This is a genomic window from Vibrio sp. SBT000027, from assembly GCF_963894355.1.
GTDB lineage: Bacteria > Pseudomonadota > Gammaproteobacteria > Enterobacterales > Vibrionaceae > Vibrio > Vibrio splendidus.
In genome coordinates this window covers 1,953,390-1,967,154 of record NZ_CAWQGD010000001.1, presented here as the reverse complement: position 1 = coordinate 1,967,154, position 13,765 = coordinate 1,953,390, and the positions used below count along the sequence as shown (strand labels likewise).

Here is a 13,765-nt window from a genome sequence, read left to right as displayed (position 1 = left end):
ATCGCGATAACTTGGCACCCAGTACGTTGTATTAAACGCTGCACAACCTGTTTCGATTCTGGCAATTCGCTATTCAGTACATCGAGGAAGATGGTTTTAACATCGTTCTTAAGTACCTGTCTCACCACGTCATCTTCTTGATTCGAAGAGGTTGTGATGTTGTTGATACCGAAATCATTCAGTGTGTATGTGAGCGCTAATGTATCGAGTTGCTCCGATGCCGCGATCAGTACCGTTAAGTTGTGTACTTGATTCATTGCGAACCTCCTAGCGTGGTATTCGAAGAGCCAGAGTTTGTCTGTTGGTTTTGTGCTGGTGGCGCAAAGTAGTTATCGATGCTAGACACCGCTTTTTGTCCTTGTGCACTGTCGATGGGCTGACCAACTATCAGGTCTTTTGGATTTGCGACCATTTGCGCCAGTGCATTGGCATTCGCACAGCCGAAATTGCGCTGAGTACGATAAGCGTTGAGTGTGGTTCTTGGTGTTTTACCCGCGTCACATGCAGTTACTTTGGCACGATAAGATTCAACAAAAATCGTGATGTCGCCTTTACCTTGCGCCGCAGTGTCTGACACTGAAATTTGCGAAGGGTAGAGGCCTGACTCGATCAGATGAAGCCTAACTTTTTCACTTTGGCTTTCTCCTTTCTGAGTCGTATTTTCAATCTTGACCATTAAGTTGGATAGCGTGCCTCGGCGAGCAATAAAGTCAGAGATATCAGCTTTCTCTTGAGCCGATAACGTTTTACCGACAGTGTTAAAGTCAGCTTGTTTGTCACGGACACCACATCCACAGAAGGTTGTTGGGTTGTAGGCGTTGGCGCGCAACCCGCAAGCGCAAAGAGAGCGGGCAGTAATAAGGATAATTTGTTCATGATGTCCTCAGTAGTAGAACCCGTTGTCACCCAGTAAGCGAGGCTTCTGGTTGTCGGTATAAGTCGCTTTATTATTTGATGTTTTTTGTTGCTCTCTTGGCCATGCCAGTAAACGTTCAACATCGCTCAATGGGATTAAGCCATCGGTTGGTAGTGGCATTGAGTCTGAACGAGTCGGTTGAACTAGGTAAGCCGTTACAATGATGATCAGCTCTGTTTCTCTACGAGTGAATTCAGTCGAGCGGAACAGGCTACCAAGGACTGGTATTTCACCGATGAGCGGTACTTTTTGTAGTTTTCGATGTCTTCCGATTTCAATAGCCCACCTAAAGCAAAGCTTGCCCACTTGCCAATTCAATGGTGGGTGAGGCGCTACGAGTGGTAAAAGAAGGGAAGTTAGTTCCGTTTATCACTTGTTGGCTCTCGATTGAGATGTTACTGACCTCGGGATTTACTTTTAAGCTGATACGGTTTTGACTGAGCACGGTTGGGGTGAAGTTCAGTTTTACACCGAAATCCTTGTATTCGATTTGAGTGGTGTCAGCCGTAATCAGTGGCAGCGGTACTGCCCACCAACCAAAACTCCGCATCTTCGCCTGACATCGCGGTCAAGTTAGGTTCAGCAAGCACAGACATCATGCGTTGGTTGCTAGCGCATCAATCAGAGCAGTAATGCTCGGCTTGCCCCAACTACTGACATTAGGCAGCTTTGAAAACGAAAATTGCCCCACACCGCCAGCGATTGAACCCCATTTGATGCCCAACTTATTGGATACATTTCTTGAGACTTCAGCGATTTTTACACGAATGTTGACCTGATTTGCATGGTGACAACCAATTGATTGATCAGCTCATCATTGGGTTGAGTCTGCTGATTTTGATTGGTTGAATTACTGCTGTTGTTACTGTTTCCCTGTGAATTCGAGCTCTCTTGTTGTTCGGTAGAACCGACAATAGGGGATAAATAGCCTTTCGCGAGCGACACGATATTGTGTGCCATCATCGGAGAGGGAACACGACCTTTAAGCCATAACTTTCCGCCCAGAGATTCCGCGTTGACTGACGCTTCTGGGAACTTGTTTTTAACCAGTTCATTGAACTCACGGCTGTTATGCGTGACGCGAATCTTGTTGGTATAAATCACGCGTTCTTGTTCATTCAAAACGGTGATCGTAGCGCTGCCAGCTTGCTTACCGAATATCATCACCTTGGTATTGGTTAAGGTTTGGTAATTAGCGATATGGGTGTTAGAGATGAAAATGGATTTCGCTTTTTCGGGTAAGCGAATCATTCTCGCCTCATTGATCGTGACATCAAATGTTGATGCTGCAGATGCAAAAGAGACACATAGGCTTGATAGCAGGAGAACACCCCACCAACGACAGATGTTAGCCATTGTTATCAGCTCCAGTTTTATTATTGACGATTTTATTTTCGGCTCTAAATTCCACCAAACCCACGTCAGGCAATACCTGAGTTGTGTCTGGAGAAATGACTTTCAGCGTCACGGCATTTGCGCGTTGAGGTTGATCTTGAGCCTCGTTTTGCCCGCGTAATACAAGCGTTAATTTTCCTAATTGCTTCGCAAGTACCACTTGGTTTGCTTGCTCGGGTGTCACTTCTAAAGAGACACTGCTGTCTTCAGGGATACCATTTTCGAAACCATTCGATTCCCTAGCCTTTTGATAAGATTCTGCCGTTTGCTTGTTATTAAATGCCAAGACTCTTGCATCATGCACTATCGTTGTGACGTACAATCCTTGAGATGAATTGCCATAACGAAGTAGCTCACCATCTTGTGAACCGAGTAGGAGAATATCCACTCTGTCGCCCGGCTCAATGAAGCCTGAATTAGACGTGACTTGATCGACAGGGACTGAAATCGCGCGATAGCCTGGTTGCAACTTCAATGAAAGCGAGTAGCCACCTTCCGGCTCGGTAATGTCTGCTTTCGACAATATTGAGTCTTTGATGAGTTTGGTGCGTGCAAGCCCCGACATCGTGTGGTCGGCTGAAATATCTTCCGGTGTCACGTGGTCGATGTAGTTCTCCAACTCTTGCTGTGGAACTTCTTTCCATCGGAACGAGTTTGGTGTGTAGGCTTGACCTATCTCTATCGTGCGAGTTGGAACCAACACTTTGACCGTTTGCTTAACGGCTTGTTTAGAAGAGGTGCTCGCAGACTCGTTATTGGTTTGGCTCAACAGTAAAACGGATATTCCGAGCACCGAGCAAAATAACGACAGCAACATGAGTCGCTTGGCAGTCATAACTATTCCTTTAATTTACGGTAAACGGGCTTATTCTGATTTTTGAGCGTCTTTGAGCTGATCGACGACAGTTTGGTAAGCGCCAGTAATGGCTTCGGTTAGATCACCATTTTCGCCGCCTACAAAATTAAGCAAGACCACAGACATTGCTGCTGCGAGAATTGCGTATTCGATAGCGGCCGCGCCGCGCTGTTTTTTCTTGTTAAACATGTTGTTATTTCCTAGATGAAAGCAGCCTCAGCTGAGGCTGCTGTGGTCATTAATAAAGGTGTCGTTAGTCTGCAACTAATCGATATAGATAAGCTGATGAATAGCTCGCGGTAGACACATCAGTCTCCGCCATCGTCGTCATATTCAACCCTTTGAAGCGGCCATAAGGTGCTGGGTCGCTGGTGATGTAGTAGCCATAGCTACCACCAGTTGCTTCGTTGAACTCAAACACTTCGTTGTTAAGTGGCAATAAGCTATAGAGTTCAGCTTTTGTCGGGTAACGCCAATTAGCTTTGCCACAAATACTCTTGGTATTTTGTGCTGTGATAAGAGGGGCAATATCTACGTATTTCTTGAAACGGCTACTATCACCTCGAGAGAAGAGTTGCCAAACCAAGTTGCTGTCTGTGTCTTGAGCACACACTGCATTTTGTCGGTTGGTTACTACCGTTCCTTGCGCATTTAGATACTGATAATTAGCAGACTTTTCTCTGAATAATCGAGCTAAGACGACTTTGTCTTCAGAACCATCGGTACGAGCTTTATCTAAGGTTTGGCTACTTTCTTTAGTGTCGTAACTTGTGATGTATTGTTGATCACCGCTTGCTGCACTCGACCAGTAATAAAACGTGGTTCCATTATCGAAATAAGATTTGTCGTATTCTGGCTTGAGTCCCAAGTAATTTGGAAATACGTCTGTATCCAAGGTCATTTTCGAATTTGAACCTTCGACAGCCTTGGTATTAATCGACAGCAGCTGTGCTAAGTGCGGAACTTCCCAGTCACTAAAACCACACAGCTTGTTGTTATTAGTGCTCGCGAGTAGTTCGTTGCTGCCTAGTATGCTGGCGTATCCGGTCGCTGAAGCATCATAGGCAAGATCGTCAGCACCATGCGGTAGCCCATCTTTGAGCAGTGCCCATACTCGACGTTTTCCTGTAATTTTCGTGTCTTCAACACAGCGCCAACCTTGTTGATAGGTTGTGTCGCTTGGCAGATAGTTTCCTAGTTCATCCAACTTGGCGAAGCGATTACTTACCATTGCGTTGGCTTGAGAAACACTAAATCCATTGTCTGCTGCTTGTTTTAGTCCATCTTTTGCTAACACCTTAGATTGAGCGAGATCGTGGAGTGTGGCTGTTGTGCTCATCTCTTTGATAAGTGTTTGATATAGAGTGATGAGCGAATCAAACTCAGAGCCAATCCCGTTGGTTGCGGTATTCAGTTGGTTAATGAAGTCAGTGACTTGCGCATATTGGCTCTCTAATACTGAAATGGCACTGTAGAGGTCCAAACTTGCTTGATGCAGCTCTGAAGCCAATGAGGCTGAGCCTATTGCACTTGTGGCATCGGTTAGCATTACCGAGTTTTTCTGGATGAATGCCATTTTTTGAGCAAACTTAGCACCTTCAACTAGTGCATTTAACCCGTTCGAGTTTTGCTGTAGTTTCGCTGCTTTTTCTTTGTAAGCTTTTACTTTGGTAATGAACTCAAGGCTCTCCGCATCAGTACGGCTTTGAGCAACCGACACCTGAAAGTCGTAAATAGTGAGCTTCGTGGTCACTGCACTCAATTCGTCAAGCCATGGTTTAGTAAAGGCCGCCAGTTCAACAGCTTTAGCTTGTGCTTGGGTTTCTAAAGCCGCGTAGCTTTGCGCTTTTTTCTGATTGTTCGCTAGCCATGTTGTTAGGTAAGCCTCAGCCGCCTTTACTATTGAACTTTGTGTATTGAGTAGGGTTTCAACAGCAGTTGTTGAAGCATCAATGTGACTGACTAGCTGCGGCCCAGACGGTAATTCCCACTTAGCGTATGCGTATTTACTGTAATACTGCTCAACAGATTCCTGGCCTTTGTTGATAGTGACAGCGACGCCATTTTTATCCGCTAATATATTCATTGACTGATTCGATACCAAGTAACCACCACTTCTTAGATTTGATGGCAGTGTTGCAGGATCTCGTTGCGATAGCGTAATCACTTCATTGGTGTCTGGAAGCGTCCAACCAGCGATATCACAATCATCCAGTTGTGCGACTTTATCGAAGACGGTATCGGTTTCTGAAGAGAATCGCTTCGTCCAAAACGTCGGCTCCCCTTGTCCTTTGTCATCGTATTCAGCAATACAATTTAGGGAGTAGGAATTCCATGAGCCACCGTAACTAAAATCAGCGGCCTGCGAACGGGTTTTCATCGGTACGAATTTTAATGCAGTGAAGCGACTACTAGCATCTGTAGCCCAAAGGGTGTCACTGACTGAATTGGAAACGCCTTCTTTTGCTTGTTTCTTTAGTCGAACTCCGACATTGGCTTTGTCATACGCTTCTGGGCCAATAAATTGAGGTTTTGAAACAACAGGGTGCCAAGTGAGGCCTTGGTCATTGGTGAACTCATAGTATTTGGCTTGATCAAAGCGAACAGATTGGCCATCAACGTTGGCAGTTAAGTAGTCCCACTCAAAACCATTGGTCTTGATTTGGTTTGAGCCAGTGAAAGTGTTAGTAATCTCAGGCGATGTTGGTGATGGAATTTCAAACACTTTGGTGAAGGCTTGTGTTGTTAATGCTGACGCGCCGTGAGGCATGCCATTGTTAGGGTTTGCACTTACTCGTAATTGCACTTCAGCGATGTTCTTATCTACATTACCAATCACTACAGGCTTAACGGTTACTTTTGTCCAAGTTGAACCGGAGTCGAGTGTGACTTCGAAGTGCTCGGGCTGAGTGAATTCGCCGAAGTATGTCCAATCGAGAGTATTGTTTGTGTCGTTAACCACCAGACCAATCGGGGCGTTGGGTACTGACGGACGAACAGTAAACGCGACATCGTTGGTTAACTCTGAACCGCTAGGGCGACCCGTAATCGGATCTCGTTTAACGCGTACTTGGATTGAATCGATAGCGTAAGCTTGGTCATTTAGCTGATATGGTTTTGTGGTAACCACTGCCCAGCCGGTGTTGAGTGTATTGATCTCGTAATCCGTTACCTCTGAAAACCCGGTAACAAAAGTCCAGTCAAATGTATCTAATCCGTCATGAGAGATTGGTGATGTCGGTGCGACAGGCATACTAGGAGTAACAGAGTAGCCCTTGTCTGAACACAGCACTTCGCCAGGATCATGTTGAGGATCTGTACCTGCTTTTACTCTTACACAGATTTGCCCTTTGGCAAACGTCTCATCTGGGATAGCCTGTGGGTTGCTAGTTACAGGGGTAAAAGTAATGCCTCTATCGAGAGAGTATTCGTAGAAATCACTTCCCGTAAATCCTTCAACGTCTGTCCATGCGAATGTGTTTTCTGCATCGTCAACAATCGGTGAGGTTGGTGCTATAGGTTGATTTTCTGAGCGAGTGAATACAGAGCTGATAGCCAACGGAACTCCCGCGGGGCGGGCATCCAGTGCATTTGACTTAACGCGAACCGAAATCGTGTTTGCAGGAAGTGAAACATTGCCAACAAGATACGGCAGTGCGGTTACGCCCTGCCAACCATTACCTAGATTAATCTCGTAGAAAGACGGATCCTTGTATCCATTAACCCAAAGCCAATTGATTTGATTGGTGCTGTCGTTAGCAAAATCGAGTACTGGTTGCGCGGGTTGGATTGGGGTTACCGTCATCGATTGTTCTGATGCTGAACTTAATCCTGTTGGGTGACCTAGCGAGTCATCTTTGGCTACACGAACTTTTAGATGTCCAACTGGAATATCTAGATCTGGAATGTCTTGAGGTTTTTCAGTCACTTGCGTCCAGCTTGAGCCGTTATCTAATGAATATTCATACAAACCTAGTTCATTAAACGAGTCGACAAATGCCCAATCAAATTGATTGATCGCGTTATTCACACTAATCCAAGCTGGAGCAGCAGGCACTGTCGTTAGCGTAAACGCTTTGTCTGAAAGCATGGGCTTTCCGGCAGGGGTATTACGAACGTTAGACGCAGCAACTCGAACTTGAACGGCTCCTTTGTCGAACGCCAGTTTCCCTACAACAATCGGCTTACGAATTACCGTTGTCCAAGTCTTCCCTGAATCCAATGAATATTCGTAATCTGTGTTGTGAGTGAAGCCACGCACAAGCTGCCAATCGAAGGTGTCTGAGGCATCATTGACTTGACCGTGCTTAGGCGCTGGCGGTCTAGTGATGATTTTATTGCCATCGATGTCTTCTTGGGAAACTTTGAGTTGGTCTCGGTATTCCTTACCAAGTTGTTTCAATGCGCTATCGGTTCCTGATGCGCCATGAGACAGCAAATCGGTCTTGGCTTTAAATTCTGCTAAATCAAGCTCTGCCAGCTTGTACATAGATCCTTTTCGAGCATTTACTTGGTCGACACCTGCATCAACAGAAGCCATTTGTGCTTCCTGAAGTACGCGAGTAACACCGCGCGCAAACATGTGTACTTCACGGCTTTTGGTTGAGTTTGATGCGGAATAATCACCAACAGCCAGTTGTTTATCGATGCCTAAGTCGCTGGCTACAAGCTGGGTTGCTTCATCAAAACTGATTCCACTGGTTCTCGATACACTTGCAATGAGAGACGTCACGGGGCTAATCACGTCCGAATTGCTACTCGGTACTTCTAGCGTAAATCCGGATTCAATAGGCTGATTCGGTGAATCCATATCGATAGTTATACCGGCAACCGCTTCGACCAATATTGGGTATTGGGCGACATCATTGTCGACGTCTAGTTGGAATCGTCCTTCGGCGTCCGTAGTGGCAATTTCTCCATCAGCAGAATCACACATGGCATTGCTGTTTCTGTCTAAACAAACCTTCGCGTTGCGTAAATAACCATCCAAAGCTATGCCCGAAATATTCTGAGAACTTGGCTTAGTTTGTGACTGTTTGAGCTTCGGATCTGACTCTGCTCCGCCACAAGCAATAAGCATTGTGGAAATGAGTGAAACACTCATTAATTTGTATGGATTCCTTACCACCTGAACTCCAAATAATTTATAAATTACCCATAGGAAAGGCGGAGGATATTAATTTAAATGATAGTAATTATCAATATCATTTGATCTTTTATTTCGTTAAGTGATTTAATAGCAAAATAAAATACTATCAATCAAATCATAAACTAGGCGAATCGGTCGAAAAAATGCACAATAAATTATTAATATGCAAATTGTCACTAGCAATATCTAGTGTCTTAATGGTCTCTGGATGTGGAGGTAGTTCTGATAGCGAAAACCCAGTTGGGTCTACGGCTTCAGGCTATGCATTTCTAGATTCATTAGTATGCGCTGATGCAGATCTGAATGGCGTATGCAGTGATCAAGAGAAACAGATTGCTGATGTTTCTGGGTACGCACAGCAAAGGCAATATGATGGTGCAATTTTGACTGCTTCTCCTGGTATGAAAGTGGTGACGCCTTTCACAACTTTAATTCATAGTGAGATGATGTTTAACCCAACGGTAAGTAACGATGTAGAGCAAGCAAAGGCATCGCTTCAAAGTAAGTTAGGCGATCATGTTGGCATCAATTTTAGTGTGCTGGATTCAACTCATGGGTCTAAAGATCTATCAAATCTGTTGTTAAAATCGCTGAAAATGGCGCAAAGTGACGGTAAGCAGTCTTCTTATACCAATATTGCCCATGCTCTTGATTTGATGATAGAACATAAAACTTTAGACTTATCTAATATTGACGTTGCTGGTACGGTTTCTCGGCATCTACAAATTGAAGATTCTTTGGTTGTTCGCGGTTCACAATCGGTACCGCAATTGTCTGGTGCGAAGTCGATAGCTCTGAATCCAGCGAGCAGTCAGATTGTGTTTTTAACGGCTAATGATGTGGTTATGCAAATTGATAGCTCTTCACGCAATAAGCCGGTGACAATCAATGGTGACCCTGCATCTCAAGCGGTTTCTGGTCTGGTTAGTATCCGTTCGCACGACGACGATGATTACGACGACCATGATGACGATGACGACGATGACCATGGAGGTGGTACTGGTACTGGTACTGGCGGCGGAGAAATACCGGTAGACTCGAGTGAAATCATTCAGTTAGTTCCTGCGCTAAATGGTGTTCAGGCATACAAGGTTTATAAACCGACCGCTTACGTCTCACCCACATCGAGTGATATTTGTAATAGCCAAGGCGCTAATGGTGTTTTCCTTACGAGCCTCAATGGTTCGAATAACAACAATGTTGGCGTGAAGGCTTTTGCGATTGATACGTACAGCAGTCGCAGTGGAGGTACGCTTCCACCCATTCCAAAACCTAATCCAGCCGTGCCGCCTAAATCGAGTGAGTCGTGCATCAATGATAACTTCGCGGCAGTGGTTCCTCTGTTACAAAGTGGCTCGTTACTGGCGATTAAAAATACCGGAAGCTCGATATACTCACAGCAAGAACTCAAATTGCTAAGTGCTAACAAGCTTGATATGAAAAGATGGAGTCACGCATTGAAAGCTTCCTCACCGCAAGTCATGTCATCTTACGACGAAAGTGAAGCATTAATTGTTTATAAGAATTACTTTTCAAACAGTAATTTAGCAGCAGAAGTTATCGACACCTCTAACCTATCCACTAAGATGACGATTGATAAGTTAAACCTTAAAACAGCCAATATTGTCGTGAATCAACAGATATTGTTGGGGTTGGATAGCAATAAGGTTGAGTGGGTGTCTAACTCGATACAACAAACCGTACTTGGGGAGCTGACCGTTGATTCTGCTATTAGCAAGATAGCGACATCGCGAGACGGAAAAACCAGTGCGATTACCACAGAAAGTTCTCTTTATATCGTTGATAACATGACGAAAACCTTACTTGTAACAGAGTCTCTGAGTAACAATGCTATCAAGTCTTTGTATGTGTTAGAAGATAAGGTGATTGCGTTAACTTCTTCGGGTGCGGACTATTATCAGTTCCGAAATATCAGCGGCCCGGCTCTCAAGGTTGGCAGCCAGTTGGTGACCAAAGAACTCCTCAAAAAGTGGGAAGACAGCGGCAATTCAAGTTGGAGTTCAACGAACTTGGGCTACATTCTTTCTCAAACGGGTACGGAAAGTGAAATCTCCGATCAATTCAAAAACGTAAACCTCTCGTTTTCTCCGACCAATGCGACAACGTCAAGTGGCATCTCTGGTGTGCACGTCAGTGGCTTAGAACGAGGTGAATGGCTAAATTTTTATAAGGCGCTGTAAGCCTAATAGTTCAATGGAAGGGGAACATTTTTTGTTGAGCTAGGAAGTCAACTTATGTGTTTGGTTGACTTTTTTCCTTGCTACTAGTTCTATCTGAAATTAAAAGCGTGGTATTACTTAAGTGTTGTATTGCGCTTTTCTGTTTTAGATATTGCCTTTTTTGGTGTTCTTTGAACCTATTTACCTTATCGGAATTCAAGGTAAGTTGTTGTGTGAAATTTCCTCCTGATCTTTACTCCTCCCAAAGTTCTACTACATCCAATATGGTGTCTATATCATTATTATTTTTGTCCTCTTTATTCTCCAAAATGACGTATAAAGATGATGATATCTTATCCATGTTAGAAGTTTTGTCCGAAGAGAATACGAGGTTTTCCTCTTTATCGTACTGGAAGCTAGTATTTTCTATCGAATGCTTACAAACGATACTAGAACAACTTCTATCTAGGGGGCGGTAATTTTCATTATCAGCATAGGCTGTATTTATCCATAACATGAAAATACAGCTAGTAGTAATGACCGATATTCGAGTGAGCATGGCTAAAACCTTGGATTTTGTTGGCGTTGAATTTTTTATTGTACTATTCATTATCGATTAAATGAAACTGTGACTAAAAATAAATATCGAAAATAGTACTTCTTACGTCATTCAATTTGATGTTAATAATTGGTTCTCTCACCATTGATAGTTCAACGTTGTAGGTGGATTCTTTGATTTCTTCATTAAATATATAATTTAATGAAAGTGAATTTAATAAATTTTATATTCAGTTGAATTCTATCTAATATTTACTGGTCGCACATCTTACCAGTGTCTGTTAACTTTCTTGAATAAATAGAATTAAGTCTAGTCATGAGTGGTTATTAACAGGATTGACGTGTTGTTAGGGTATATTTTAAATTGTGATGAGTTGTTAATAAGATTTAATGTGAATACATACAAAATATCATTGAATACACCCTAACTAAGTTGTACCTTAGCCTTGATTTATAAAATGTATATCTGGATGTATAATGAAAAAAATAAGTAAAATAATCATTGCGTTACCTATCATGTTTTCTAGTTTTGCGCATGCTGAGCAGAATTACTTTAATAGTTTCAGTTTTGGCCTTCAAGGTGGGCAAAATGAAGGTTTGGACCAATATTTAGGATCCAAATTTTCAGAGAAAGAAGAGCAAGACCTTGTGGGCGCATATGCTTCACTATCTTTCTCATTGACTAACAATGTATTCGTGGAAACTGAATTCTCTGGGATGAGCACCGGAAAAACTCAGTTTAGAGATCATTATGCTGGATTAGGGTTTAACAGTAACTATGTCAATGGAGTCGTGCCTTTTTTATCTGTTGGCGTAAATCGTATCGATGCAGAGCGACGCGAACTTGAGTTTAGTGAATATGCTCCTTCTGCGCATGTTGGTTTCAAATATACTCCAATTAGCTTTCTGACTTTTACTCCTAGTTATCGTTACTCTTACGTTGATAAAAATACGATGAATAAATACTCGCTAATGGGCGAGATAAACTTTACTGATTTTTTTGCGATTGAGTTAGGTGCAAGCTATAAAACTTATAAAGAATCTGAACAATGGTCTGGGGTAACAGGTTTAAAGTTCTACTTTTGATTTAAAAGTAAACCTGATTCCTTCCAAGGTTGCTACTTTGTAAGTTTAGAAAACAGATCCTCATAGAATTGTTCTATGAGGATTTTTTCGTTTTTGTTGCTTATCTACAATACCCATTCGGTCTTCAGTCATTGTAGAGATATGAGGATGTATTATGTACACCGAATGAATACTACTCAATCACCTATTAAGGTCGATTTGGTGTAATTCATATCTTTTCGACATTTAAAGCCTCCTCGTTTACCGCCACAGTCTAATTTTACTATCAAAGGCTTCGTTGCTCACCTTGTAAATGCCGAGTTAATCATTTGTTGATTCTAATGAAACGAGAGTATGATGTTGGATTAATGATAAGGAAATTCTACTCATGAGTGAACCTGTTACGAATTGGAAAACGCCACAAAACTTCTTATTACTGATTTCGATTGTTGTCCCTATTGCGTTTTCGAGCTGGATGGCTTTGCTTAATAACTTCGTGATTGAGAAAGCGAACTTTGATGGTGCCGATATTGGCTTGTTGCAAAGTGTTCGTGAGATCCCTGGCTTCTTAGCGTTTACTGTGGTGTTTGTGTTGGCATTCATTCGTGAGCAACGCTTTATGTTGATATCGCTGGCGATGTTAACCGTAGGCACGGCGATTACCGGTTTATTCCCTTCACTTACTGGCTTGTTGCTGACTACGATTTTGATGTCGACGGGCTTTCACTATTTTGAAACGCTGAAGCAGTCTCTGTCACTGCAATGGCTGAGTAAAGAAGAAGCGCCAGAGATGTTAGGTAAAATGATCTCTGTTGGCGCGTTGGCCTCGTTAATCACTTATGGCTCAATTTGGGTGATGCTAGAGCAGCTCAAGCTTGATTTTGCATGGGTGTATGGCATCACTGGGGGCATCGGTTTCGTTTTAGTATTGGTGATGACTTTTGGTTTCCCTGAATTTCAAACCAAGACTCAGCAAAATAAAAAGTTGGTATTGAGAAAGCGTTACTGGCTCTACTACGCGCTAACGTTTATGAGTGGTGCAAGAAGACAAATCTTCACGGTGTTTGCAGGCTTTTTGATGGTAGAGAAGTTCGGTTACTCGGCTGCTGACATCACGCTACTGTTCTTAATCAACTATCTGTTTAACTTCTTGTTCGCAAAACGCATTGGTAAATTTATTGGTGTAGTGGGTGAGCGTAAGGCGCTGATCTTTGAGTATGTGGGTTTGATTGGTGTGTTTGTTGGTTATGGCTTGGTGCAAAGCGCTGAGTGGGCGGCAGCACTTTACGTGGTCGATCATCTGTTCTTTGCGTTGGCATTGGCGATCAAAACCTACTTCCAGAAAATTGCGGATCCTGCTGACATGGCCTCAACCGCGGGTGTCTCTTTCACCATCAACCATATTGCAGCTGTTGTTATTCCAGTCGCGTTTGGTGTGATTTGGTTATCGTCTCCTGCAACGGTTTTCTACATTGGTGCAGTGATGGCGGCGGTTTCTTTGGCGCTGTCTTTAAACATTCCTAAGAAGCCTGAAGAGGGTAACGAAGTCCGGATGTTTAGCTGGCGCTAAGTTGGTTTCAATCTGATGAGATAGAAAAAAAGCTCCAATAGCGATATTGGAGCTTTTTTGTATGTGTTATTTGGTA

At 43.2% G+C, this 13,765-nt stretch carries 7 protein-coding genes and 2 pseudogenes; 3 read left to right on the top strand and 6 right to left on the bottom strand.

Annotated elements, in window-relative coordinates; translation table 11 throughout:
• The 6 genes and pseudogenes from AACU28_RS08410 to AACU28_RS08385 all read right to left on the bottom strand — a co-directional run.
• Positions 1-257 (bottom strand): annotated as a pseudogene (locus tag AACU28_RS08410) (pilus assembly protein); the annotation flags it as partial.
• Entirely contained in the window at positions 254-829 is a 576-nt protein-coding gene (locus AACU28_RS08405; RefSeq protein ID WP_259462638.1) for a CpaD family pilus assembly protein, read from the bottom strand. The gene AACU28_RS08405 and the pseudogene AACU28_RS08410, both read right to left, overlap by 4 nt.
• 54 nt (positions 830-883) lie before the next feature.
• Positions 884-2,272: pseudogene (locus tag AACU28_RS08400) on the bottom strand (type II and III secretion system protein family protein).
• Entirely contained in the window at positions 2,265-3,146 is an 882-nt protein-coding gene (gene cpaB / locus AACU28_RS08395; RefSeq protein ID WP_121602058.1) for a Flp pilus assembly protein CpaB, read from the bottom strand. The pseudogene AACU28_RS08400 and the gene cpaB overlap by 8 nt, the downstream one beginning before the upstream one ends.
• A 30-nt stretch (positions 3,147-3,176) precedes the next feature.
• Positions 3,177-3,356: a Flp family type IVb pilin gene (locus tag AACU28_RS08390; protein WP_102548127.1), complete on the bottom strand. Its 180-nt coding sequence runs from the start codon at positions 3,354-3,356 to the stop codon at positions 3,177-3,179.
• Positions 3,357-3,420: 64 nt separating this feature from the next.
• Entirely contained in the window at positions 3,421-8,271 is a 4,851-nt protein-coding gene (locus AACU28_RS08385) for a DUF1566 domain-containing protein (RefSeq protein ID WP_121602766.1), read from the bottom strand.
• A 242-nt stretch (positions 8,272-8,513) separates the two neighbouring features.
• On the opposite strand from AACU28_RS08385, the gene AACU28_RS08380 reads away from it, so the two are divergent.
• From AACU28_RS08380 to AACU28_RS08370, 3 genes are all read left to right on the top strand, one after another.
• Positions 8,514-10,517 carry a hypothetical protein gene (locus AACU28_RS08380; protein ID WP_121602765.1) on the top strand — a complete coding sequence of 668 codons (2,004 nt, stop codon included), beginning with the start codon at positions 8,514-8,516 and terminating at the stop codon, positions 10,515-10,517.
• A gap of 1,014 nt (positions 10,518-11,531) precedes the next feature.
• Positions 11,532-12,140: a hypothetical protein gene (locus tag AACU28_RS08375; protein ID WP_065105153.1), complete on the top strand. Its 609-nt coding sequence runs from the start codon at positions 11,532-11,534 to the stop codon at positions 12,138-12,140.
• 367 nt (positions 12,141-12,507) lie between these two features.
• Positions 12,508-13,689: an MFS transporter gene (locus AACU28_RS08370; protein WP_121602764.1), complete on the top strand. Its 1,182-nt coding sequence runs from the start codon at positions 12,508-12,510 to the stop codon at positions 13,687-13,689.
• Positions 13,690-13,765: the final 76 nt, after the last annotated feature.